This window comes from Microbacterium sp. NPDC055502 (genome assembly GCF_053643635.1).
Genome location: NZ_JBSHKJ010000001.1, coordinates 381,524 through 406,349, shown reverse-complemented (window position 1 = coordinate 406,349; position 24,826 = coordinate 381,524). Strand labels below are relative to the sequence as shown.

At 71.0% G+C, this 24,826-nt stretch carries 21 protein-coding genes; 13 read left to right on the top strand and 8 right to left on the bottom strand.

Translation table 11 applies throughout. The features are described 5' to 3' along the window. Positions 1 to 67: 67 nt before the first annotated feature. Positions 68 to 1,165, top strand: a complete 1,098-nt coding sequence (locus ACWH95_RS02085; protein ID WP_454120078.1) for a hypothetical protein — start codon at positions 68 to 70, stop codon at positions 1,163 to 1,165. On the opposite strand, the gene ACWH95_RS02080 is transcribed toward ACWH95_RS02085, so the two are convergent. After that, the gene (locus tag ACWH95_RS02080; protein WP_454120077.1) at positions 1,138 to 1,587 is read right to left on the bottom strand and encodes a MarR family winged helix-turn-helix transcriptional regulator; all 450 of its coding nucleotides are present in this window, start codon (positions 1,585 to 1,587) and stop codon (positions 1,138 to 1,140) included. The genes ACWH95_RS02085 and ACWH95_RS02080 overlap by 28 nt on opposite strands. A gap of 91 nt (positions 1,588 to 1,678) precedes the next feature. Here ACWH95_RS02080 and ACWH95_RS02075 point away from each other — a divergent pair, with 91 nt between their 5' ends. The 6 genes from ACWH95_RS02075 (at position 1,679) to ACWH95_RS02050 (ending at position 8,373) form a co-directional block, all read left to right on the top strand. Beyond that, a complete protein-coding gene (locus tag ACWH95_RS02075; protein ID WP_454120076.1) occupies positions 1,679 to 3,130 on the top strand; it encodes a DHA2 family efflux MFS transporter permease subunit in 1,452 nt (483 codons plus the stop codon). Between the two features lie 13 nt (positions 3,131 to 3,143). Then, entirely contained in the window at positions 3,144 to 4,076 is a 933-nt protein-coding gene (locus ACWH95_RS02070; RefSeq protein WP_454120075.1) for an aminoglycoside phosphotransferase family protein, read from the top strand. A gap of 32 nt (positions 4,077 to 4,108) precedes the next feature. Further along, positions 4,109 to 4,447, top strand: a complete 339-nt coding sequence (locus ACWH95_RS02065; RefSeq protein ID WP_136035516.1) for an ArsR/SmtB family transcription factor — start codon at positions 4,109 to 4,111, stop codon at positions 4,445 to 4,447. A 1-nt stretch (position 4,448) separates the two neighbouring features. After that, positions 4,449 to 5,093, top strand: coding sequence for a dihydrofolate reductase family protein (locus ACWH95_RS02060; RefSeq protein WP_206252730.1), 645 nt, complete (start codon positions 4,449 to 4,451; stop codon positions 5,091 to 5,093). 9 nt (positions 5,094 to 5,102) lie between these two features. After that, on the top strand, positions 5,103 to 5,564 hold the full coding sequence (locus ACWH95_RS02055; protein ID WP_136034748.1) for an SRPBCC domain-containing protein: 462 nt from the start codon (positions 5,103 to 5,105) through the stop codon (positions 5,562 to 5,564). Between the two features lie 94 nt (positions 5,565 to 5,658). Beyond that, positions 5,659 to 8,373, top strand: a complete 2,715-nt coding sequence (locus ACWH95_RS02050) for a glycoside hydrolase family 97 catalytic domain-containing protein (RefSeq protein WP_454120074.1) — start codon at positions 5,659 to 5,661, stop codon at positions 8,371 to 8,373. A gap of 52 nt (positions 8,374 to 8,425) precedes the next feature. On the opposite strand, the gene ACWH95_RS02045 is transcribed toward ACWH95_RS02050, so the two are convergent. Beyond that, positions 8,426 to 10,564, bottom strand: a complete 2,139-nt coding sequence (locus tag ACWH95_RS02045; RefSeq protein WP_454120073.1) for an alpha-galactosidase — start codon at positions 10,562 to 10,564, stop codon at positions 8,426 to 8,428. 118 nt (positions 10,565 to 10,682) lie between these two features. Between ACWH95_RS02045 and ACWH95_RS02040 the strand changes: the two genes are divergently transcribed. Genes ACWH95_RS02040 through ACWH95_RS02015 form a run of 6 tightly spaced genes read left to right on the top strand, consistent with a single transcriptional unit; the run spans position 10,683 to position 17,950 of the window. Beyond that, complete coding sequence (locus tag ACWH95_RS02040) at positions 10,683 to 13,118, top strand: glycoside hydrolase family 97 catalytic domain-containing protein (protein ID WP_454120072.1); 2,436 nt, start codon at positions 10,683 to 10,685, stop codon at positions 13,116 to 13,118. Positions 13,119 to 13,162: 44 nt separating this feature from the next. After that, entirely contained in the window at positions 13,163 to 14,416 is a 1,254-nt protein-coding gene (locus tag ACWH95_RS02035) for an ABC transporter substrate-binding protein (RefSeq protein WP_454120071.1), read from the top strand. Then, entirely contained in the window at positions 14,413 to 15,351 is a 939-nt protein-coding gene (locus ACWH95_RS02030; RefSeq protein WP_247982167.1) for a carbohydrate ABC transporter permease, read from the top strand. The genes ACWH95_RS02035 and ACWH95_RS02030 overlap by 4 nt, the downstream gene beginning before the upstream one ends. Beyond that, positions 15,344 to 16,231, top strand: a complete 888-nt coding sequence (locus ACWH95_RS02025; RefSeq protein WP_247982166.1) for a carbohydrate ABC transporter permease — start codon at positions 15,344 to 15,346, stop codon at positions 16,229 to 16,231. Before ACWH95_RS02030 ends, ACWH95_RS02025 begins: the two co-directional genes overlap by 8 nt. A gap of 3 nt (positions 16,232 to 16,234) precedes the next feature. After that, positions 16,235 to 17,392 (top strand): ROK family protein, encoded by a 1,158-nt coding sequence (locus ACWH95_RS02020; RefSeq protein WP_454120070.1) that lies wholly within the window; start codon positions 16,235 to 16,237, stop codon positions 17,390 to 17,392. A gap of 30 nt (positions 17,393 to 17,422) precedes the next feature. Beyond that, entirely contained in the window at positions 17,423 to 17,950 is a 528-nt protein-coding gene (locus ACWH95_RS02015) for a hypothetical protein (protein WP_454120069.1), read from the top strand. Positions 17,951 to 17,986: 36 nt separating this feature from the next. On the opposite strand, the gene ACWH95_RS02010 is transcribed toward ACWH95_RS02015, so the two are convergent. The 6 genes from ACWH95_RS02010 to ACWH95_RS01985 all read right to left on the bottom strand — a co-directional run bounded on the left by ACWH95_RS02010 (position 17,987) and on the right by ACWH95_RS01985 (position 24,820). Further along, positions 17,987 to 18,934 (bottom strand): carbohydrate ABC transporter permease, encoded by a 948-nt coding sequence (locus tag ACWH95_RS02010; protein ID WP_454120068.1) that lies wholly within the window; start codon positions 18,932 to 18,934, stop codon positions 17,987 to 17,989. A gap of 35 nt (positions 18,935 to 18,969) precedes the next feature. Beyond that, on the bottom strand, positions 18,970 to 19,896 hold the full coding sequence (locus tag ACWH95_RS02005) for a carbohydrate ABC transporter permease (RefSeq protein WP_454120067.1): 927 nt from the start codon (positions 19,894 to 19,896) through the stop codon (positions 18,970 to 18,972). Positions 19,897 to 19,902: 6 nt separating this feature from the next. Then, a complete protein-coding gene (locus ACWH95_RS02000) occupies positions 19,903 to 21,273 on the bottom strand; it encodes an ABC transporter substrate-binding protein (protein ID WP_247637734.1) in 1,371 nt (456 codons plus the stop codon). A 39-nt stretch (positions 21,274 to 21,312) separates the two neighbouring features. Further along, positions 21,313 to 23,010 (bottom strand): glycoside hydrolase family 13 protein, encoded by a 1,698-nt coding sequence (locus ACWH95_RS01995; protein ID WP_454120066.1) that lies wholly within the window; start codon positions 23,008 to 23,010, stop codon positions 21,313 to 21,315. Between the two features lie 140 nt (positions 23,011 to 23,150). Next, positions 23,151 to 24,155, bottom strand: coding sequence for a LacI family DNA-binding transcriptional regulator (locus tag ACWH95_RS01990; protein ID WP_136035510.1), 1,005 nt, complete (start codon positions 24,153 to 24,155; stop codon positions 23,151 to 23,153). A 68-nt stretch (positions 24,156 to 24,223) separates the two neighbouring features. Continuing rightward, entirely contained in the window at positions 24,224 to 24,820 is a 597-nt protein-coding gene (locus ACWH95_RS01985; RefSeq protein WP_454120065.1) for a class I SAM-dependent methyltransferase, read from the bottom strand. Positions 24,821 to 24,826: the final 6 nt, after the last annotated feature.

Here is a 24,826-nt window from a genome sequence, read left to right as displayed (position 1 = left end):
CGGACGGGTGAGGGTGACGCCTCCTGCGGGCGAGGTCGGAGGATCCGCGGATTCCTAGCGTGGAGGCATGTCACCTCTGAGTCGCCCCGTCACCCTCTGCACTCTCGTCGCCGTGGCCGCCGGCGCCCTGGCCGTCGCCGCCTTCACCCTGGCGACGATGGTCGTCCCGGGCATCGATCCGCTGCCCTCCAGTCTCGCGGGCCACCTCGGCGCCGGGGTCGAACGCGCCCTCTCGCTCATCGGTGCGCTGGCCGCGCTCGTCCTCTCGGTCGGTGCGCTGGTCGCCAGGGCGGTGTTCCGCAGTGTTCCTCCGTGGCTCGTCCGCACGGCGGCGCTGGTCGCCGCGCTGCTGCTTGCACTGACGACGCCCGGCGGCATCATCCCGGTTGCGGGGTACGCCTTCGCGGTGAGCGTGGTCGGGGGAATCGTCGCCCTGGTGATGCTGGTGGCGCTTCGCCGTCCCTGGAGGGGGCTTCTGCTCGGGGCTGTGCTGATCGGTGTCGCCGCGGCGGCGCTTGCGTTCGGATCGGGCGAGCTCGTGCCCCGGGTCGCGGAGGCGCTCGGTGCGATGCTCCCGGGCGCCGCCGTCCCGCTCGCCCACGTCGTCGCGTCCGCCGGTCTCTTGATCTGGACCATCGGCGAGGCCGCTGGTGCCCGCGGGCGGCTGGCCATCGCGGTGCTCCGACACCGCCGGTCGCTCACGGTCGCCGCGGCGGCCTGCGCCCTGCCCTATGTCGTCGCGCGGGCAAGCTGGCTGACGCCGTGGCCGCTCTTCGGGGGGAGCGCGGAACTCTTCGCCGCAGAGCCCACCGTCCGGGTGGTGGGTCTCGTGCTCGGTGCGGGGATGCTGGCGGGCGGTGTGCTCACGCTGGGCCTCATCCGTCCGTGGGGTCTCCGGTTCCCGCGCAGCCTCGCCGGCCTCGGAGGGCGACGGGTCCCGCCCGCGCTGGCCATCATCCCCGCGAGCGTCGTGAGCGTCCTGTTCACGGCTGCCGGGCTGCAGTTCGCGGTCGAGGGGACGGGATCGATCGGTGAGACCGGTTATCTGCTGCTCATGTTCCCGTTCTGGCTCTGGGGTCCGCTGCTCGGTCTCGCGACGTGGGGATACGCGATGGTCAGGGCCACACGACCGGCCCGTCAGCCTGCGACGGCGTCCGCCGGCTGAGGCGACGGGGCCTGCGTGAGCCGGGACAGGGAGCGCAGGAAGGGCTCCCTGTCCTCTTCCGGGAGGCGGTCGAGCAGCGACGAATAGAGGTCGTCGAGGGCGCCGGCGGTGGACGACACGATCGCGTGCCCTCGGTCGGTGACCTCCACGATCCGCACACGGCGGTCCTCCGCCAGGACGCGCCGCTCGGCCAGTCCCGCGCGTTCGAGGGCATCGAGGGTGTTCACCATCGTCGACTTGTCGAGGCAGGCCAGTTCCGCGAGTTCCTTCTGCGTCTTCTCGCCGGCTGTGGCGCAGAGGAGGACGCTCACCGTGCGCAGCGTGGTGTCCTGCGTCTCCAACTGCGCGGTGGCCTGCTGTTCGATCGACCGGGTCAGCAGCTGCAGCTGCACCACGAGGTCGCTCACCGTGCGCGCGATCATGTCGACAGAATAGCATCGCACTTATATCGTCTAGAGATAGATCATCTGCTACTGTCTGACCACCTCACTTCCCTATCGAACGGCCACCACCATGAATTCCGCCCGCGCCCGCTGGACGGCGCTCAGCGTCCTCTGCATCGGCACCCTGATGACGGTCCTCGACGAGACCATCGTCAACGTCGCGCTGCCGGTGATGCAGCGCGAACTCGGGTTCACCCAGGCCGGGGTGTCCTGGGTGATCAACGCCTACCTCCTCGCGTACGGCGGTCTGCTGATCTTCGCCGGACGCCTCGGCGACCTGATCGGGCATCGGCGCGTGCTGCTGATCGGCGTGTCCGTCTTCACCGTCGCCTCGGTGTCGGCGGGGCTGTCGTCGAACGCCACGATGCTCGTGATCTCGCGCTTCGCCCAGGGCAGCGGCGCTGCGATGATCACCGCGGTCACCCTGGCCCTGATCGTGACCATGTTCACCGACCAGCGGGAACAGACGCGGGCCATCGGGTTCTACAGCTTCACGTTCGCCGGGGGCGGTGCGCTCGGGCTCCTCGTGGGCGGGGTGCTGATGCAGCTGACCAGCTGGCAGTGGCTGTTCTTCATCAACCTCCCGATCGGACTGCTCAGCCTCGTCGTCGGTTGGCGTCTGCTGCCCCGCGGTCGCGGCCCCGGTCTGACCGCCGGACTCGACATCCTCGGCGCCGGTCTGCTCGTGTCGGCGGTGTCGCTGCTGGTCTACGGCGTCATCACGGCCGAGCACCTCGGCTGGGGCGGCCAGACCCTCGTTGCCCTCGGCGTCGCCGTCGTCCTGCTGATCGCGTTCGTCGTGCGGCAGCGCACCGCGCGGGTGCCACTGCTCGCCCTGCGCATCCTGAAGGATCGCGACGTCGCGGGAGCGAACGTCGTGCAGTTCCTGGTCACCGGCGCCCTCTACGGCTCCTTCTTCCTCGCGACCCTGCTTCTGCAGCAGGTGCTCGGATACGCCCCGATGCAGATGGCGCTGTCGTTCGTTCCGCTGACGGTCGTCACCGCGATCGCCTCGATCCTCCTCGCCCCGTTCGTCACGGCGCGCTTCGGCGAGCGGATCGCGCTCGTCCTGGGACTCCTGGTCTTCCTGGCGGGTGCGCTGCTGCTCTCGCACGTGCCCGTCGACGGGGGCTACCTCGCGGACGTGCTCGTTCCGCTGCTCCTGCTGGGCCTCGGCATCGGCACCGTGCTCCCGCCGATCATGGGCCTCGCGATGTCCGGCGCCGCGCCGGACCAGGTCGGCGTGGTGTCGGGGCTCGCCAACTCGACCGGGATGATCGGCGGTGCGGTCTGGACGGCGGTCGTCGCGTCTCTCAGCGGGGCGGTCACGTCGACGCTCGTCGCTGCCGGCGCCGACGAGCGGGTCGCACTCCGCGACGGGCTCGCGGTCGGAGCCCTCGCGATCGCGGGCGTCCTCGGCGTCGCGCTCGTCGTCGCGGGGGTCGTGCTGCGGCGACGGATCCCGGAGGAGGCCCAGGGGTCCGCGGACCGGGATCGACGCGACGTGCCGACCGCGCTGTGATGGACTGGCGAGCATGACCAACGAGGACCGACTCGCTCTTCCGCGTCCGATCCGCGAGCGGTTCGAGGCCGGCGACGCCGCGACCAGGGAGTGGGTGAGCGCTGTCCCCGCGGTCGCGCACGAGCTCTTCCAGCGGTGGGCGCTGCGACCCGACGGCGAGGTGCGGGCGGGGGAGGCGGGCATCGTCGTGCCGGTGCGCGGCGAGGAGGGCGCCCCGGCCGCGCTCAAGCTGCAGGTGCCGCGCCCCGAGACCACGGCGGCGATCCTCGGTCTCACCCGCTGGGACGGACGGGGTGCCGTCCGCCTTCTGGACAGCGACGAAACCCGGGGTGCCATGCTGCTCGAGCGCCTGGATGCCGAGCGACCACTCGCCGCGATCGACGACGACGACGAGGTCGTCCGGGTCATCGGCGACCTGCTGCGGCAGCTGCATCGCGCACCCGCCCCGGAGGGTCTTCCGCGCCTCGGGGTGGTCGCGGCGGAGATGATCGAGGCGGCGCCTGCCGCGGCGCGGGTGCTCGACGGCGACGACCGCACGCGGCTCGACCGGTGGGTGCGCACCGTCGCGGAGGTGCAGCCCGAGCCCGGAGATCGCCTCCTGCACTGGGACCTGCACGACGGCAACGTGCTCGCCGCCGACCGTGCACCGTGGCTGGCGATCGACCCCGAGCCGCTCGTGGGTGATCCCGGATTCGACCTCTGGCCCGCCCTGGACAGCCGGTGGAGTGCCGGCGGGGCGGCCGACGCCGTGGGTCTCGTGCGCCGCCGCTTCGACATCCTGACCGAGATGCTCGACCTGGATCGCCGCCGCGCCGCCGCGTGGACGCGCGCGCGGCTGCTGCAGAACACGCTGTGGGACATCGAAGACGGTCACACCGCCATCGGTGTCCCGGCGAAGGTCGTGGACGAGGCGCTCGCCTCTGTCGGCGTCGGCGAAGGGTCTTGACGGGAGAGGCACCCCGCCTAATACTTAGGTATATGCCTAAGTATCCCGACGACCTCGACGCCGTGCTCCGCGCCCTCGCGGACCCCACGCGCCGGGCGATCGTCGAGAGGCTCGCCTCATCGCCCGCCATCGTCTCGGAGCTCGCGGCGCCGTTCACGATGACGCTGCCCTCGCTGCTGCAGCACCTCGGAGTCCTGGAGGCCGCGGGGGTGATCACGTCGGAGAAGCAGGGCAGGGTCCGCACGGTCACCCTGCGCCCCGGCGGCCTCGACGTGCTCCACCTCTGGCTCGGCCAGCAGCGCACACCGGCCGAGCACAGGGCCGACCGGCTGGGCATCCACCTCGCCCGCACCGCCCCGAAGGAGCACTGACATGACCCGCGTCCGCATGGACCTGTTCGCCTCCCTGGACGGCTACACGCCCTCCGACCTCACACCCGACAGCCCCATGGGGGAGGACTGGGGGCGCCTCACCGCGGCCTACGCGGGCACCCGCACGTTCCGCGAGAGGATCTTCGGCGACACCAGCGGCGCCGGAACCACCGGTGTCGACGACCGCTACGCCCGCGCGTTCTTCCAGGGCGTCGGTGCCGAGATCATGGGCGCGGGGATGTTCGGCCTCCACTCCCACCCCGACGACCCCGACTGGAAGGGATGGTGGGGCGACACCCCGCCGTTCGGCACGCCCGTCTACGTGCTCACCCGCACCGCCCCCCGCCCATCGATCCCGATGGACGGCGGCACCACGTTCCACTTCCGCGACGCCGCGATCGAGGACGTGCTCGCCGAGGCGTCCGACGCCGCCGGCGACCTCGACGTGCGGATCGGCGGCGGGTACCGCACGGCGCAGGCGTTCCTGCGCGCGGGACTCGTCGACGACCTGCACCTCCTGGTCGCGCCGCTCTTCCTCGGCCGCGGATACCGCCTGTGGGACGACCTGACCGGCTTCGAGAACACCTACACCGTGACGACGGAAGCGGCCGAGAGCGGCGTCGTCCACGTCACCCTGACGCGATAGGACACCGCGATGACGACGGAGCACCGGCTCGCACACTCCGGATTCACCCTCACCCGCGACTACCCCGCGCCGCTCGACCGGGTGTGGGCCGCGTTCGCGGACGAGGACCAGAAACGCGGATGGTGGGGCGACGCGGACGCCATCGAAGAGCGGGAGTGGGCGTTCGACTTCCGTGTCGGCGGGCGCGACGTCCACGAGGGGCGGTTCCACGACGGACCCGTGTCGCGGTACGTGGCCACCTACACCGACATCGTCGACCGGGTGCGGATCGTCACCGCGTACGACATGTGGCTGGACGGGGAGCACATGTCGACCTCGGTCGCATCCCTGGAGTTCGAGGCGGTCGACCTCGGCACGCGCTTCACCCACACCGAGCACGGCGTCTTCCTCGACCGGTTCTGGGACGACGGACCAGGGCGCGAGGCCGGGACGCGCGGGCTCCTCGACGCGCTCGGATCCTTCCTCGCCTGAGCCCCCGCTCCTTCGGCGACTTTCTTGACGGCGTAACTTTACGGTGTCAATATAGTCGCGTCACCGCGACGACGCGGGGGCGGAAGGAGCCATGATGGCGAAACTCCAGAGGACGTCGCTGGCCACGGTGGCCGCGCTGGTCCTGTCCATGGGGGTGCTCGCGTCGGCCTCACCGGCGCTCGCGTCCACCGATCACACCGTCACGTCGCCCGATGGGCAGACGTCGCTCACGGTGCGGCACGAGAACGACGGATCGCTGTCGTACTCGGTCGTGCAGGGCGGCCTCGCCGTGATCGACAGCTCGAAGATGGGCGTCGTCACGTCCGCGGTCGACCTGTCGACCAGCCTCACGTTCGGCACCGAGACGACCACCCCCGTCGTGCAGAACTACTCCCTCGTGGAGCACTTCGACGGCCCGATCTCGTCGTCGGCGAACCAGATGACGCTCACGTTCACCCGCGGATCCGCGCAGCTCGCGGTCGTGGTGCGCGCCCAGAACGACGGCGTCGCGTTCCGCTACCAGGTGTCGGGCGTGGGATCGACCACCATCACCCGCGAGGCGACGACCTTCGCCCTCCCCGCGAACACCGGGCTGTGGGCGAGCGACTACCGGTCGGCGAGGGACTATGAAGACGCCTACCCCTACGTATCCGCCATGTCGATGGGGTCGCGTCACTTCGCGATGCCGACGCTCGCCAGCCTGTCGAACAACGCCAAATGGGCGCTGATCTCCGAGGCCGCGGTGTACGTGAACCCCACCTACCCGGCCGTCCGGCTCGACGCGCAGGGCAACAACAACCGCACGCTGAAGGTGCAGCTCCCCGGCCCGGACAGCAACGTGTTCGACACGTCCACCGCCGGCACCCAGGTCGCGACCACCGGCTCCTTCACCACGCCGTGGCGCGCGATCGCCGTCAGCTCCTCGCTCGACGCCATCGTCAACACCTCCCTCATCACCGACCTCAACCCGGCACCCGCCGCGGGCACCGACACGTCGTGGATCCGTCCGGGCAAGGCGCTGTGGTCGTGGTGGTCGAACGAGGAGAAGGCCTCGGAGGGCGACGACATGCTGCGCTCGCAGAAGGAGTACATCGACACCGCCGAGCAGCTGGGCATGCAGTTCGTGACGGTGGACTGCTGCTACAACGACGGCGACGGCTCGATCGAGCAGCTCGTCGCCTACGGCAAGAAGCGTGACATCGGCGTGTTCATCTGGAAGAACAAGGGCGACTACGTCAACAGCGACGGCAGCTACTACACGCAGGCGCAGCTCGACACCGCGATGCAGGCGATCGCGAACCGCGGGGTCGCCGGGGTCAAGATCGACTTCATGCAGTCCGACCGGCTGGAGACCATGGCCCTGTACGACCGGATCGCGAAGGCGGCGATGAAGGCGAAGGTGCTCGTCAACTTCCACGGCAGCACGAAGCCCGCGGGGGAGAACCGCACCTATCCGAACCTCATCACCTCGGAGGCCGTGCTCGGCAGCGAGCAGTACAAGTACGGTCGGCCGCCGACGGGCACCGACACGGCGACGTACCCGTTCACCCGCAACCCGATCGGCGGCATGGACATGACGCCCGTGATCTTCTCCAACTCGAACCTGCTCACCACCCACGCGCACCAGCTCGCGCAGAGCGTGCTGTTCAGCTCGGCCATGCAGCACTTCGCCGACTCGGCCGCCGCGTACGAGACCTGGGTGGGGCGGCACGTGCTGAGTGCGGTTCCGACCGTGTGGGACGAGAGCCGACTGATCGAGGGGTTCCCGGGCGACTACGCGACCATCGCGCGGCGGACGGGATCGGACTGGTTCATCGGCTCGGTGTCCGACACGGCGCGCACCACGAACATCCCGCTCACGTTCCTGGGCTCCGGCTCGTACACCGCCACCCTGTTCAAGGACGGCGCGACCGACCGGCAGATCGTGACCGAGACACGCACTGTGACGTCGAGCTCGACCCTGGCGATCCCGGTGCGCGCGAACGGCGGCCTGACGGTGCAGATCAGCGCGACGCCGCTGCCCTTCGCCGGTACCGGTGACCGTGTGCTGGAGGCCGAGGCGAGCGGCAACACGCTCGCGGGCGGCGCCAGCGTCGCCGCATGCCCCGGCTGCTCCGGCGGCTCGAAGGTCGGCAGCCTCGGCAACGGTGCCACCGTGCGCTTCAACGGCGTCCAGGCCGCCACGGCGGGGACGTACGTGCTGCGGGTGGGCTACCTGGCCGAGGACCCGCGCTCGTTCACGGTCTCCGTCAACGGCGGGGCCGCGCAGACCGTCAGCCCGCCGCGCTCCGGCAAGGGCAACGCGGGCAACCCGAGCGGCTGGGACATCGTGCGCGACGTCGAGGTGCCCGTGACCCTCGCTGCCGGCGCCAACACGATCACGATCGGCGGCAGCAGCTACGCCCCCGACATCGACCGCATCATCGTGCTGCGCTCCTACGAGGCGGAGGCGACCGGCAACACCCGCACCGGCACCGCGGCCGTCGTGGCGTGCACCGGACCGGAGTGCTCCGGGCAGAAGGTCGGCGACCTCTACGGCGCGTCCACCCTCGCCTTCACCGGGGTGCAGGCGCAGCAGGCGGGATCGACCACCGTGCACATCCGGTATGCGGCCGCCACGGCGCGGTCGGTGCAGGTCAGGGTGAACGGGGGAGCGCCGATCACGGTCGCGTTCCCGGTCACCGCCGACTGGAACGACATCAGCACGCAGACCGTGCACCTGCCGCTCGCGGCAGGGTCGAACACCATCACGTTCGACGCGGCCGGGGCCTACGCGCCCGACATCGACCGCATCATCGTGCGGCAGTAGCGGACACACAGGAGGGGCGGCGCGGATCGACCGCGCCGCCCCTCTTCCGTGCTCAGTCCGCGGGGGTCGCGGTGAGGTGCAGCAGCATCGCCTGCCCGGGATTGAGCACCGGCAGCGGCAGGCCCTGCGCGAGCACGGCTCCCGTGAACGTCAGCTCGGGCGCGGCTTCCACCCACGCCGGGTCGGCGACCTGGTGACGGCTGGCCGCGCCCACCTCCTCCCGGATCCGCACGCGGTAGTGCTGTGCGGGATCGAGCCCGGGGATCGGCACGCGCGGACTGTGCGCTGTCGCGCTCGTCGCCGTCCGCACCCACGCGAACACCGCCTCGGTCTGCGCGGTGTCGACCACCCCGTGCAGCAGGGCGCCGTCGTCCACCTCATCGCCGCGCACGGTGGTGCCGCCGTGCAGCAGGCCGCGCAGCTCGCGGTACAGCGCCGTCCACGCGGCGACCTGCGCCTTCTCCTCCGCGGTGATGCGGGTGAGGTCCCACTCCAGCCCGGCGTGACCGAAGAGCGCCGTGATGGCCCGGAACGAGAAGTCCGCGTGACGGTGGGTCGTGTGCGACTCGGTCGGACCGACGTGCGCGCCGATCAGTTCGGGCGGGAGGAGCGTCTGCGTCCAGCGCTGGATCGCCTGCCGCTCGACCGGGTCGTTGCAGTCGGAGGCCCACACGCGGTCGGTCACGCGGAGGATGCCGAGGTCGGCCCGCGCCCCTCCGCTCGCGCACGACTCGATCTCCAGGTGCGGATGGCGACGGCGCAGCTCCTCGAACACCCGGTACACGCCGAGGGTGTGCGCGTGCACCCTCCGGTCGCCGCGTGCACCGGTGGCGGCGTGGAGGTCGCGGTTGTGGTCCCACTTGAGGAAGTCCGCCGTGGAGGAGTGCACGATCTCGTCGAGGCGTTCCACGAGGTACGCCACGACCTCGTCCTGCGAGAGGTCGAGGACGAACTGGTGCCGCGACTCGAGCCGCGGGTCCTCCCCGAGGATCCAGTCGGGGTGGGCGCGCGCGAGGTCGGAGTCGGGGTTGACCATCTCGGGCTCGACCCAGAGGCCGAACTGCATGCCGAGGCCGTGCACCTGGTCGGCGAGGGGCCGCAGTCCCTCCGGCCACACGGTGTCGTCGACGTACCAGTCGCCCAGGCCCGCGGTGTCGCCGCGGCGACCGCGGAACCAGCCGTCGTCGAGCACGAACCGCTCCACGCCGACCTCGGCGGCGACGCGCGCGAGCTCGCGCAGGGTGTCGATGTCGTGGTCGAAGTACACGGCCTCCCACGTGTTGAGCAGCAGGGGGCGCGGCGACCGCGGGTGCGTGGGCCGGGCGCGGATCGCCTCGTGGAACCGCGCGGTCAGGCCGTCGAGCCCGCGGTCGCTCCACGCGAACACGGCCGTGGGGGAGGGGTACGACTCGCCGGGACCGAGCCCGACCTCGCCGTGGTCGAGGAGTTCGCCGGCGCCGAGCACGCTGCTGTGCACCCCGGCGCCCTCGGGGAGCCGCTCCACGAGCACCTCCTGGTTGCCGCTCCAGGCCAGATGGGCGGCCCACACCTCTCCGCTGCGGAACCGGAATCCGCGCGTGCCCGTCGCGGTGAGGAACGCGGAGTCGTGCCCCGGCCGCCCGCGTCGGGAGGAGCGCAGCCAGGTGCCGTCGCGCAGCTCGGACCGCTGCGGGTGGTGCTCGTGCGTCCAGCGGCCGGTGAAGTCGAGCAGCTCCTGCGCGCGCGCCGGAAGGGGCAGCAGCACGCGGGCCGCGGCGACGTCGATCCAGCGGTCGGAGGTGAGGTTGTCGATGCGGATGTCGGCGTGAAGAAGGCCCGCGGCATCGAGGCGGTAGGCGAAGGCCGCGTCGACCGAGGAGCTCTCGTCGCGGAGCGTGAAGACGACGCCGTCGGCATCGTGCTCGACGCGGTGGAGCTCGAAGCGCTCGATCACGACGTCGTCGTCGTGCACGTCGAGCGCGGGGGTGCCCGACCAGCCGAACGCCCTGGAGGCGGCGATCGAGAACGAGCGAGGCAGGTCGAGAGAGCTGTTCATGGCCGCGGGAGCGGTGCTGGCGAGGAGGCCGTCGAGCTCCTCGTCGCGGAGGGCGGCCCCCCAGTGCGCGACGGACGGGAGCCCGAAAACGTCGAACGCGAAGACGATGCTCGTCCCGGAGCGCGAGAGGTGGGCGTACTCCGGCGTGACCGTCACCCCGTCCCGGACTTTCTGTTCATCGTGAAGTTTCATACTTGACGTCATGAATTAATCATGCGTATCCTCGACACAACCCGCAACCCGAACTTTTCCGAACGACAACGGAGTCCGTGCCTTGAGCCACGCCACCCCCGCCACCGCCGTCGAGATCTCCACCGGCCGACGCCGCGCCGTCCTCGCGATCGCCGACGGCCGTCCCGCCCTGGAGCTCCTGCTCGACGAGGCGCCGCTCGCCCGCATCGCCCTCGGGGTCGACGTGGACGGTGCCGACCTCGCCGCAGGGGCCGCGATCGTCGGCAGCGACGACCGCGAGGTGCGCGAGGAGTGGGACGCCGCGCTCGGCAAGGCCACCGGGCCGCGCGCCGCCGTGCACCGCGAGACCACCGTCACGCTGCGCAGCGGCACGCTGACCTGGGCCGTGGTCGTGCGGGTGAGCGACGACGGCTTCGCCTTCCGCTACGTGCTCCCCGCCACCGCGGCCTCGCTCGGCGCCGAGCACACCCGCATCGACGCGGGCGACCACGGCCGCGCCTGGGTGCTCGAGTACCAGACCTGGTACGAGACACCGCGGTTCGGCAGCGACCTGCGCGACCTCGCCCCCGGGTCGTACGGCTTCCCCGTGCTGGTGGAGTGCGACCCGCAGCGGTTCCTGCTGCTGAGCGAGTCCGACATCGACGGTCGCAGCTCCGGCGCGCACGTCGACTGGGACGGGACCGTGTTCCGCGTGACCCCGGCGGACGACCGCATCGAGGTCGAGCCAGGACACCGCACGCCATGGCGCGTGATCGTCGCCGGCACGCTCGCCGAGGTCGTCGCCACCGAGCTGATCGACGCGCTCGCCCCCGCCGCGCAGCCCGATGCACCGCGGCCGCGGCCCGGGCGCGCCGCCTGGTCGTGGTGGTCGAGCCAGTACTCCGGCGCCTACCTCGACGTGCAGAAGCGCTTCACCGACTTCGCCGCGGAGCAGGGCTGGGAGCACGTGCTCGTGGACTGCGGGTGGGATGCCGCCTGGGTGCCCGAGCTGGTGTCGTACGCGAGCGCCCGCGGCATCCAGGTGCACCTGTGGAGTGCGTGGAGCGACCTCGACGGCGCGGAGGCCCTGCGCTCCCTCGCGCTGTGGCGGTCGTGGGGCGTCGCCGGCATCAAGGTCGACTTCATGGAGTCGGAGTCGCAGGAGCGCTACCGCTGGTACGACGCGATCATCGCCGAGAGCGCCCGCGTCGGACTCGTCGTCAACTTCCACGGATCGGTCATCCCGCGCGGCTGGGCCAGGACCCACCCGCACGTCGTCAGCTACGAGGGCATCCGCGGTGCCGAGTACTACGTGTTCTACGGGCACCCGCTCACCGCCGCGCACAACGTGATCCAGCCGTTCACGCGCAACGTGGTGGGCTCGATGGACTACACCCCCGTCACCTTCAGCGCCCCGGAGCGGGAGACCACCGACGCCCACGAGCTCGCGCTCGGCGTGGTGTACGAGAGCGGCATCACCCACTTCGCCGACGACCCCGACCAGTACCGCTCCCGTCCGCTCGCCGCCGCGTTCCTCGCCGAACTGCCCGCGACCTGGGACGAGGTGCGCCTGCTCGACGGTCACCCCGACACGCACGCGGTCGTGGCGCGGCGCAGCGGCGACCGCTGGTTCATCGGCGGGATCGGTGCGTACACCTCCGACGCGGTCGTCGAGCTCGACCCCGCAGCACTCGTCGGGGGCCCGGCCGCGGTGTGGGCGATCGGCGACGTCGACGGCGCCCTGACCGAACTCGCAGCCCCCGAGCCCGGAACCCGGATGCGCGTCCCGCTCGCGCCGCGCGGCGGTTTCGTCGCGGTCGTCGCCCCCGCCGCCGCTCCCGTGCGCCGGGCGGTCCAGCGGGCCGAGCTCCCCCGGCCGACCGTCGCCGAGAGCCTGATCGTGCTGCGCGGGACCGAGGTCACCGTGGGCACCGACGCGGCCGCCGTGCGCACGCCCCCCGGGTGGACAGCCGACCGCGGCGCCGACGGCGAGTGGATCGTCGCGCCGCTGCACCGTCCTGACCAGGGCGACGTGGCCGTGCTCACCCTGGAGAACCCCGGCCACGACGGCGTCCCCGTCGTGTCGCACGTGCGGGTGCTCACCCCGTTCGACGGCGGCGTGCACGACGTGTCGCGGCTGCCGTTCGTGTCCGCGCGCAACGCCGTGGGACCGGTCGAGCGCGGGCGCGCCAACGGCGGCGGCGACCCCAGGGACGGCGGCCCGCTGCAGGTGCGCGGCGTGTCGTACCCCGACGGGCTCGGCGTCTCACAGGACTCCGAGATCACGATCGCCGTGGCCGGATCCGCCACGCGCTTCACGGGCTCCGTCGCCGTGGACGACGAGACCCCCGACACCGCGGCCGTCGCCGAGATCCTCGTCGACGGAGTGACCGCCGCCCGGCTCACGCCGAGCGCCACGACCGCACCGCTGCCGTTCGACATCGACGTCACCGGGGCGTCGCTGCTGACGCTGCGCACGTCGCCCGACTCGGCCGACGAGACGCACGTCGACTGGCTGACGCTGCGGCTGAGCGAATGACTCCTGGCATCGTGGCCAGGCTGACCAAGAGGAGGACCACTCACATGCGCAGATGGACTGCTGGCGGGGTAGCGGCGGTCGCCGCCCTCGCTCTGCTCACCGGATGTTCGAGCACCGGGACGAGCGGTGACGACGCCGGGGGCGACGTCACCCTCACCTACGGGGTGTGGAGCCAGGACGAGACGATGCAGGCGCTCGTCGACGCCTTCGAGAAGGAGAACCCGGGCATCACGGTCGACCTCCAGGTCAACCCGTGGACCGAGTACTGGACCAAGCTGCAGGTCGGAGCTCAGGGCGGCACCGCCCCCGACGCGTTCTGGATGCTGGGCGACCGGTTCCAGGTGTACGCCGCGAACGACCAGCTCCTGCCGCTGGGCGATGCGATCGAGGACGCGGGGGTCGACCTCGGCGTCTACCCCGAGGCCCTGGTCGACCTGTTCACCTACGATGACGAGCTGTACGGCCTGCCGAAGGACTTCGACACCGTCGGCCTCTGGTACAACAAGACGCTGTTCGACGCCGCCGGGGTCGCCTACCCGACCGACCAGTGGACCTGGGACGACGTCTCCGCCGCCGCGGCGCAGCTCACCGACCCGGCCGCTGGCGTGTACGGCATCGCCGCGCCGCTCAACCGGCAGGAGGGCTTCTACAACACGGTCGCGCAGGCCGGCGGTCACATCATCGACGACGGGAAGTCCGGCTACGACGACCCGAAGACGCAGGAGGGCCTGCGCTTCTGGACCGACCTGCAGAAGGCAGGGGTCTCGCCCACGCTCGAGCAGTTCGCCGACACCGAGGCCGTCGCCCAGTTCGAGAACGGCTCCGTCGCGATGTACTACGGCGGCTCGTTCTACGCGCAGCGGTTCTACGAGAACGCCGACCTGCGCGCCGCGGTCGACGTGACCGTGCTGCCGCAGGGAGCCGAGCGGGCGACCGTGATCAACGGCATCCAGAACGTCGGCTTCGCCGGCACGAAGCACCCCGAGGAGCTGAAGAAGTTCCTGCTCTTCCTCGGCGGCAAGGAGGCAGCGGAGATCCAGGCCGCGACCGGCGCGGTCATCCCCGCGTACGAGGGGACGCAGCAGGCCTGGGTCGACTCGATGCCGGAGTTCAACGTCCAGGCGTTCATCGAGCAGGTTCCCGACGGCGTCGTCTACCCGGTCTCGGCCGACACCGCGGCGTGGAACGCGCTCGAAGACGATTACCTCCCCGCCGCCTGGAACGGCACCGAACCGGTGGAGGACGTGGCCGACCGGCTCGCGACCGCCATGAACGACGTGCTCGCGAAGGAACGATGACCTCTCACACGACAGGGCGGAGCGCCGCGGGGCGCTCCGCCCGCACGACCATCGCCCGCCGGCGCGCGCGCGTCTCCGGGCTGCCCGGGCTCGCGTTCATCGCACCGGCGCTCGTCGGTCTGCTCGCGCTGTACATCCTCCCGCTGCTGACCACGGTGTACCTCAGCTTCACCGAGACGAAGCCGTTCGGCGGCGAGACTTTCACGGGCATCGACAACTACGCGGCCCTGGTCGCCGACCCGCAGTTCTGGAACGCGCTGCGCAACAGTGCGATCTACACCGCGATCGTGCTGCTCGGCATCCCGATCAGCATCGTGATCGCCACGCTCATCCACGCCGTCCGCCGCGGCAAGAACGTCTACCGGGTGCTCTTCTTCCTCCCCATCGTCACGCTCCCGGTCGCGGTCGGCATGGTCTGGCGCTACATCTTCAACGGCGAGTTCGGCCTGCTCAACCAGGCGCTCGGGGTGGTCGGCATCGACGGGCCGAGCTGGGTCGCCGACCCGAGCGTCGCGATCTTCGCGGTCTCGATCGTCGGCATCTGGATGAGCCTGGGCACGAGCATCATCATCCTCGGGGCCGGACTCCAGGGCGTGCCGCCCGAGCTGCTGGAGGCATCGGCGCTCGACGGCGCAGGACCGGTCCGACAGTTCTTCGCGGTGACGCTGCCGCTGCTGTCGCCCAGCATCTTCTTCGTCTCGGTGCTCTCGGTCATCTCGTCGCTGCAGATGTTCGACCTCATCTACGTGATGCTGATCCGCGGGTCGCAGGCCGAGACCGCCTCGCAGACCATCGTCTACTACTTCTTCCAGCAGACCTTCGTGCGCTTCGACCGCGGCTACGGCTCGGCGATCGCGATCGTGCTGCTGCTGCTCATCATGCTGGTCACGGCCGTGCAGTTCCGGCTGCAGCGGAAGGCGGTGTTCTATGGCTGACACGGCCACGCTCGTCCTCGCCGACCCCGAGGTGCAGCGCCCGCCCGCGCCCCGGGTGCGCGCTCGCCGCCGTTCGCAGTGGCCGCTGCACCTGATCCTGGGGGTGTGCGCGGCCGTGATGGTGTTCCCGTTCGCGTGGCAGATCCTCACCGCGTTCAAGACCGTGTCGGAGTCGCGCGCCGTGCCGCCCGTGTTCCTCCCCGACGAGCTCGACTTCGGCGCCTTCGAGCGCTTCTTCGCCACCGTCCCGTTCGGGAGCATGCTCGGGGTGTCGGCCCTCGCCCTGATCCTCCGGGTCGCGGGACAGCTGGTGGTGTGCACGCTCGCGGCCTACGGCTTCGCACGGTTCCGCTTCCCCGGCCGCGACGTGCTGTTCGTGCTGTTCCTGGTGATGCTCATGGCGCCCAGCCAGCTGTTCCTCATCGCCCAGTTCGACCTGATGAAGACGCTGGGCCTGCTCAACACGGTGCCCGCGATCGCGATCCCCGGCGTGTTCTCGGCGTTCGGCACGTTCCTGCTGCGGCAGGCGTTCCTCGCCCTCCCCGCCGACTACGAGGAGGCCGCGCGCCTGGACGGCGCCAACGCCCTCCAGATCTTCTGGCGCATCATGCTGCCGATGGTCGGGCCGACGGTCGCGGCCCTCGCGGTGCTCACGTCGCTGTACTCGTGGAACGACCTGCTCTGGCCCCTGATCGTCACGTCGTCACCGGACACGATGACCCTGCCTGTCGGTCTGGCGAACCTTCAGGGGCAGTATGGAACCGACTACCCCACACTCATGGCGGGGTCGTTGGTGGCGTCGCTCCCGCTCGTCGTGATATTCATCGCACTGCAACGGCAGTTCTTCGCCGGAATCGCCTCGAGCGGACTGAAAGGCTGAAACGTGAATCGCATACCGGTCTCCTCGCCCGCCTCCGTCACGGTGTTCCGGCGCATCCTCACCCACGGGCCGATCGGCCGCGTCGACATCTCGCGCGCCACCGGCCTCTCCCAGGCCGCGGTGACGAAGGCCGTCACGCCGCTCATCACCGCCGGTTTCGTGGTGGAAGACGACGAGCTGCGCTCCACCCCGGTGGTCGGCCGCCCGATCAGCCCGCTCGCCGTGGCGCGCGACCGTGCGCACATCATCGGGATCAAGATCACCGCCGAGCGCACCTACGGCGTGCTGACCGATCTCGCGGCGAACGTGCTCGCGCGCACGGAGGAGCGCAACGCGAGCACCGCGGTCGACGACGTGATCGCCGCGGCGACGAGCGTCGTCGACCGGCTCCGCGATTCCTCGCCCACCCCGATCGACGGACTGGGCGTCGCGGTGTCCGGCGATGTCGACCGCGAGGGCGGCATGGTGCGCGACTCCCCGCTGCTCGGGTGGAAGGGGGTCGCGCTCGCCGAGGCGCTGGAGACGGCCACGGGCATCCCGGCCCTGCTCGAGAACGACGTGCGGGCGCTCACCGTCACCGAGCTTCTGTTCGGATCGGCGCGCGACGCCAGCTCGTTCGCGGTCATCACGATCGGCACGGGCATCGGCTGCGGCATCTACCTGCACGGCAAGGTGGTGGAGGGCGCGCACGGGGTCGCCGGCGAGATCGGTCACCTGCCGCTCGGTCCGCGCGACGCGGTGTGCAGCTGCGGCCGCCGCGGCTGCGTGGAGGCGGTCGCGTCGACCCCGGCCGTGCTCGAGCTCGTGCGTGCGGGGCACGACGACCCGTCCATCACGACGGAGGACGCGTTCGCCCTCGCGCACGACGGAGACCCGGTGGCGCGCCGCGCGTTCGAGCAGGCGGGGGAGGTGATCGGCTCCGCCCTGGCCGCGCTCGTCAACCTGGTCGGACCGGAGACCGTGGTGATCGCCGGGGAGAACGTGACGGAGTACGACCTGTACGCCAACGCCCTCCGCACCGCCTTCTCGGAGCACGCCTTCGGCGCCGCGAGCGAGTGCGACATCCAGTTGCGCCCGCACCGGTTCGACGACTGGGCGAGGGGAGCCGCCGCGTGCGTGATCGAGGTGATCGCCGGAGGTCTGGCCACCCAGGCCGCCTGAACGCCGCCCCGTGTTGGTAGCATCCCGCACATGAGCTCGCCGGAACCCGCCCCCTCTCGGCCGCCGCGCGACGAGGCCGTCGAGCGGGCCGCGCTCAAGGAGCGCGTGTACGCCACCTTCACCGGGCTCGCCATCGTGCTCGTGCAGAACGCGAACGCGGAGCACACCAGCGCCGCGCGGGCCACGGTCACCCTGCTGGTAGGCATCGTGGCGATCGCCCTCGCCGGGTTCGCGGCCGACCTGATCGCGCACCTCGCGACCCACGGCCGCTTCCCGCGCGGGGCCGAGCTGACGGAGCTGCTCCGGCTCACCGGCACCGCCATCGGCTCGGCCGCGATCCCGCTGCTCGTCCTGCTGGCGGCGGTGCTGGGCTGGATCGAGCTGCAGACGGCGCTCACCATCGCGTCGGTGGTGTACCTGGCGATCCTGGGACTCATCGGCTACGTCGCGGTCCGCCGTACGGGCCTGAGCGGATGGAAGCAGCTGATCGCGATGGGGATCCTCGTGGGGCTCGGCGCCCTCGTCGTCGTCGTGCAGCAGCTCGCACACGGGCACTGAGCGACGGTCGCGGCGCCGGCCCCGTCGGCGGCGCGGTCAGCCCTTGACCGCGCCGCCCAGTCCCGCCGAGCGCAGGAACACCGACTGGAACAGCAGGAACATCGCGATCGGGATGAGCGTCGCGATCGCGAGGGCCGCGAGGAACACGTCGAGCTCGGTCTGCGACTGCACCGCCGGGAGCCGCACCGACAGCGGCTGCACCGCGGGGTCGGGCAGCACCAGCATCGGCCACAGGTAGTCCTTCCACGCCGCGATGATCGCGAACACCGACACCACGCCGAGGATGGGCTTCGACATCGGCAGCACGATCGACCAGAACAGCCGGAACGGCCCGGCACCGTCGGTGCGTGCCGCCTCGAACACCTCGCGCGGCAGCGAGTCGAAGAAGCGCTTCACCAGCAGGATGTTGAACGCGTTCGCCCCCATCGGCAGCCACACCGCGAGGTAGTTGTTGAGCAGGTTCACGTCGCCGGGCAGCGGCGGGTTCACGATCGTCAGGTACAGCGGCACCAGCAGCACGATCCCGGGGATGAACAGCGTCGCCAGCACGAGCGCGTTCAGGATCGGCGCGTAGCGGGGGCGCAGCACCGACAGCGCGTACCCGGCCGTGGTCGCGACGAACAGCTGCACGAACCACGCGCCGAGCGCGATCACCACCGTGTTCAGGAAGTACTGGTCGATGTGGATGTCGTTCCACGCGGTCTCCAGGTTCGCCCAGTCGATGCCGTTCGGCCACAGCGCGAACGGCCGCTGCAGGGTGTCCTGGGTGGGGGTCACGGCGGACTTCGCGAGCCACAGGATCGGCCCGAGACCGGCCACCACGAGACCCACCGCGAGGAACACGTGCGTGAGGGTGAGGCCGACGCGGATGCCGGGGCGCCGGCGCTCGGAGGCGGAGATCACGGTGCGGTCGCCCACGGCGTCGGCGGCTCGGGCGGCCGCTCGTTCCGCGGCGCGGGAGGACAGGCGGGTGGTGAGGCTCACGTCGTGCTCCAGCGGTCGGTCAGTCGGAAGTAGAGCTAGGACAGGACGGCCAGCACGATCGCCAGCAGCACCGAGACCGCTGTGGCCTCGCCGTAGTCGCCGCCCAGGCTGTTCCGGAACGCCTTGTCGTAGATGTAGAGGAGCACGGTCTTGGTCGCGCCGGCCGGCCCGCCGCCCGTGAACAGGAACGGCTCGAGGAACACCTGCGCGGTGGCGATCACCTGCAGGATCAGCATGATGAAGAGGATGCCGCGCAGCTGCGGCAGCGTGACGTGCCACACCTTCTTCGCGATGCCGGCGCCGTCGACCTCTGCCGCGTCGTACAGCTCAGGCGGCACGCCGAGCAGCGCGGCCAGGTAGATGATGATCGATCCGCCGGCCCCGGCCCAGGTGGCCTCCAGCACGAGAGACGGCATCGCCTGCACCGCGTCCTGGATCCACGGCTGCGGCGGGATGCCCACCCACCCGAGCACGGTGTTGAACACGCCGGACGGGTCGGCGCTGTAGAAGAACTTCCACAGCAGCACCGCGACGACGGGCGGGATCACGACAGGGAGGTAGGCGAGGGCGGAGTAGATGCCCTTGCCGCGGCGCACCTCGCTCATCAGCACCGCCATCAGCAGCGGCAGCGGGAAGCCGAACAGCAGCGCGAGCACCGCGAACCAGAGCGTGTTGAGCACGGCGCGGCCGAGCTCCGGGTCGCCGATCACCGCGAGGTAGTTGTCGAATCCGACCCACTCGGAGACGATCAGGTTCGTCTTCTGCAGGCTCATGATCACGGACTGCACGATCGGCGACCACGAGAAGAACACGAACACGAACAGCATCGGCAGCACGAACACGAGGTTCGCGAGCCCGCCGCCGCGCAGCCACGTGAGCGGCGAGCGGCGACGGGTCGGGCGCACAGCGGGCGGCGGAGGGGTGTCCGCCGCCGCCCGCTGCTCGGGGAGCGTCATCGTCATGGAGCGTTACTCGTCGAGCTTCGCCTGGGCGTCGGTCTGCGCCTGGGCGAGCAGGGCGTCGATGTCGGCGTCCTGCTGGGTGAGCACGGTCTGCACCACCGCGTCGAGCAGCGCGTAGACCTCCTGGGTCTTCACCTTCGGCTCGCCTACGGGCGTCTGGTCCCAGATGCGGTCGCTGAACGGCTTCATCTGGTCGACCGGAACGTTGATGTAGTCCGCGATCCACACCTGCGACTCGTCGTACAGCTCACGGCTGAGCACCGGCAGCAGCGGGGTGCCAACGGCCTGCCCCGACTCGTCGAGGGTCTTCGCGTCCTGCACGGCCGCGTCCTCGTCCATCAGCTTCTGCATGTAGTACCAGTCGATCCAGGTGACAGCGGCGTCCTTGGTGGCGTCGTCGACCGTGGGGCTGATCACCGCGATGTCGCCGCCGCCGAGCGTGCCGGGGTCGTCGCCCTCCATCGGCACGACCGTCATGCCGTAGATCTCCGAGTCCATGCCGAAGTCGCGCACGAGGGCGGTGTAGATGTCGGAGCCCGAGGTGTACATGCCGATGTTGCCCGCGGCGAACTCCTGGTTGATGGTGCCCCAGTCCAGGTCGACCTTGGAGCCGAACGACCCGTCCTCCCACTTCACGTCGTGGAGGAACTGGAGGGCGGCCTTGGTGGCGTCGTTGTCGATCGTGGACTCGGCGGTGCCGTCGCCGTTGTCGGTCTGCGTGCGGCCGCCGCGCGCGACGGTCTGCGAGGTGAGCTGCCAGCCGCCGGTGTTGTTGATCGCCATCTGCGCGTAGCCGGCCTTGCCGGTGGCGTCGGTGATGGCCTTGGCGGCCTCGCGGATCTCGTCCCACGTCTGCGGCGGGTCGTCGGGGTCGAGGCCGGCCTGCTCGAACAGGTCGCGGTTGTAGTGCAGCGCGGCGGCGTAGGCCTGGCGGGGGAAGCCGTAGATCTTGCCGTCGTCGCCCGTGACGCCCTCGAGGATGATCGGGTTGAACTTGTCGGTGTACCCGAGCTCGTCGATCGCGTCGGTCACGTCCATGAGCTGGCCGTTCTCCAGCAGCGTCTTGGAGTCGGTGAACGGCACGGTGAACACATCGGGGAGGCTGCCGCCCGCGAGCTGCACGGCGAACGTCGGACCCTCCCACTCGTACTCGACACCGATGATGTCGATGTCGGGGTGCTCCTTCTCGAACTGCTTCTCCTGGGCGGCGAACGCGTCGTACGCGGCGGCGTCGGCGCCGGGCGGGAACGTCGCGACGCGCAGCTCGAGCCTGCCGTCGGAGCCGGAACCGGTGTCGTTCGCGGAGCATCCGGCCAGAGCGCCCGCCGTGGCGAGCACGGCGATCCCGGCGACCAGGGCCTTCTTCGGTGACTTCATCGTCTGTCCTTCCATGTGATGCGGATCGGGTGGTGCGGGTCAGTGGGGCGCGCGACCGGTGCGCGCCGGGCGCAGCGTGAGCCACGCGGTGGCGTCGGCCGGCAGGGTGCCGTCGAGCGGCGTGCTGGACAGCAGCACCGCGTGGTGGGCGGGGAGCGGGATCGGCGTCGCACCGAGGTTGGTGGTGCTGACGGTGTCGTCGCCGCGGCGGAACGCGAGCACGTCGGATCCGAGCTCGAGCCACGACAGCTCGCCGTTCGCCAGGTCGCGCACCTCGCGGCGCAGCCGGATGGCCGCGCGGTAGAGGTGCAGGGTGGACGCGGGCTCGAGCTCCTGCGCGTCGACCGTGAGCCCGGCCCAGTCGGCGGGCTGCGGCAGCCACGGGGCGCCGCCGAACCCGTACGGGCTCGCGTCGCCCGCCCACGGCAGCGGCACGCGACACCCGTCGCGGCCGGGGTCGACGCCGTGCGACCGGAAGTGCATCGGGTCTTCGATCGCGTCGAGCGGCAGCTCCACCTCGGGCAGCCCCAGCTCGTCGCCCTGGTACACGTACAGGCTGCCGGGCAGCGCCGCCACGAGAAGGGCTGCGGCGCGCGCTCGCCGCAGCCCGCGCGCGGTGTCGGTCGCGGTGCCGAAGCGCTTGCGCTCGAATGCGAACGACGAGTCGGCCTGCCCGTAGCGGGTGACGGGGCGCGTGACGTCGTGGTTCGACAGCACCCAGGTGGCGGGGGCGCCGACCGGTGCGTGCTCGGCGAGGGTGCGGGTGATGGAGGCGCGCATGGCCGCGGCGTCCCACGGCTGGGTCATGAACCCGAAGTTGAACGCCGTGTGCATCTCGCCGGGTCGCAGGTACCGCGCGAAGCGCTCGGCGTCGTCGAGCCACACCTCGCCGACGAGCACGCGCTCTCCGGCGTAGTCGTCGGCCACGGCCCGCCACTCGCGGTAGATGTCGTGCAGCTCGTCGCGGTCGATGTGCGGGTGGTTTTCCGCGGGGGCGGAGCCTGCGGGCAGGTCGGGCAGCGCGGGGTCCTTCACCGGCAGGGCGGCGGAGTCGATGCGCACACCGGCGGCGCCGCGGTCGAACCAGAAGCGCAGCACCTCCTCGTGCTCGCGGCGCACGTCGGGGTGGTTCCAGTTGAGGTCGGGCTGCTGCGGCGTGAACAGGTGCAGGTACCACTCGCCCGGTGTGCCGTCGGCGTTGCGCGTGCGCGTCCAGGTCTCGCCCTGGAAGCTCGACACCCAGTTGGTGGGGATGCCGGAGCCGTCGGCGCCGCGGCCGGGGTGGAACCAGAACCGTTCCCGCTCCGGGCTGCCGGGGCCGGCGGCCAGTGCCTGCCGGAACCACTCGTGGCGGTCGGAGATGTGGTTGGGCACGATGTCGACGATGGTGCGGATGCCGAGCTCGAGTGCCTCGGCGATCAGCAGCTCGGCCTCCTCCAGGGTGCCGAAGCGCGGGTCGATGGCGCGGTAGTCCTGCACGTCGTAGCCGCCGTCGGCGAGGGGGCTGCGGTACCAGGGGGTGAACCAGAGGGCGTCCACGCCGAGGCTCTTCAGATACCCGAGGCGGGAGCGGACGCCGGCGAGGTCGCCGATGCCGTCGCCGTTCCCGTCGGCGAAGCTGCGCACGTAGATCTGGTAGATCACCGCGGTGCGCCACCAGCCCTCGTCCGTCGGGGGGACGGGCCGGGAAGCGGGGGCGGTGCTGCGCAGAACGTCGGTGTCCACGGGTCTCCTCATCGACGGTGATGAGTTGAATGTAGCTTTCCGAAGGGATTGACGCAAGAATCGGACAAAAGAATGAAAAACAGAAAGGACTCAAGCACGTGCGAAAGCCCCCGGGGGAGCCCGCGGGGGAGGAGCGGCGGAACGCCGCCGATTCAGTGCAGCGGACCGGTGGAGGCGCGCAGCACGAGCTCGGGCTCGAACAGCAGCTCGTCGGCGGCCTGCGGCGTGCCCGCGATCTGCGCGAGGAGCAGCTCGATCACGGCCCGGCCCATCGACTCGATCGGCTGGCGCACGGTGGTCAGCGGCGGCTCGGTGCAGCTCATCAGCGCCGAGTCGTCGAAGCCGACCACGCTCACGTCGCCCGGCACGGACAGCCCGGCTCGGCGGGCGGCGCGCACGGCCCCGAGTGCCATCGGGTCGCTCGCGCACACCAGGGCCGTGGCTCCGGCGGCGAACAGTCGCGCGGCCCCCGCCTGGCCCGACTCGAGCGAGTAGAGGCCGCGCGCCACGAGCTCGTCGCTGAGCGGAGAGCCGAGCTGGTCGAGCAGTCGGCGGGCGGCGTCGAGCTTGCGGCGCGAGGGGATGTGGTCGTCCGGCCCGAGCAGCAGACCGATGCGCCGGTGCCCGAGCTGATGCACGTGGAGCACGGCCTGCTCCGCGGCCGCGACGTCATCGGTGGAGACGGTGGGGAACGGCAGCTCCGGCACGCGCGCGTTCACGAGCACGGTCGGCAGGTTCACCGCGCGCAGGCGCTCGTAGTGCTGGTGGGCGGCGTCGGCCTGCGTGTAGTTGCCGCCGAGGAACACCACGCCCGACACCTGCTGGGCGAGCAGCAGATCCACGTAGTCGGACTCGGTGACCCCGCCGGCGTTCTGCGTGCAGAGCAGGGGCGTGTAGCCGTTCTGGGTGAGCGCACCGCCGACGATCTCGGCGAACGCGGGGAAGATCGGGTTCTGCAGCTCCGGCAGCACGAGGCCGACCAGGCGTGCCCGCTCGCCGCGCAGCTTCGTGGGCCGCTCGTAGCCCAGCACGTCCAGCGCCGTGAGCACGGCCTGCCGGGTGGCGTCCGAGACGCCGGGCTTGTCGTTGAGCACGCGGCTGACCGTCGCCTCGCTCACGCCGACCTTGCGGGCCACCTCTGCCAGACGCTTCGACATGCGCTCAGTGTACGCAAGTCCTTGCAAGATCGCGCAAGCGGGTTGCGCTCACTCGCCGGGGCTCGCACTCACGCCGGTTTCGTCCACGTGAGGCTGAAGCGGTAGTAGAACCGTCGTCGCACCCGGCTGCCCGGGAGGATCGTGGCAGCGGCGTCGCGGATGTGCGTGAGGGATTCGGACGGTCGTGCGGTCGTCATGTCCGGATAGCCGGACTCACGGTGCACCCCGCTCATGACCCGGATCGGGAGCAGCAACGCCCCGGAGATCGCCCAGTCGAGGACGCTCGCGTTTGCCGACAGGCCGACGATGCGGAGCTGTCCTCCCGGAGCGAGCAGGTCGCGCAGGCGTTCGAGTGCCGGGATCAGCGGCAGGTGATGCAGCGTGGCCACGCAGGTGACGAGATCGAACCGCTGCCCCTCCAGGTCGGGTGAGGTCAACAGGTCACCGTGGATAAGGCGCACGGGCGAGGACTGCGGGAACCGCTCCCTCGCTCGGGAGAGCGCCGCGGCGTCGGGGTCGATGCCCGTGACCTGGCTCGCCCTTCCCGCGAGCTTCTGAAGGAGGAGCCCGTCGCCGCAGCCGACGTCGAGCACTCGGGCCCCCTGGCGCACGGCGGCGACGAGTTCCCGGTGGTAGGCGGTGTTGTGATTCCAGTAGTCGTCCACGCTGCT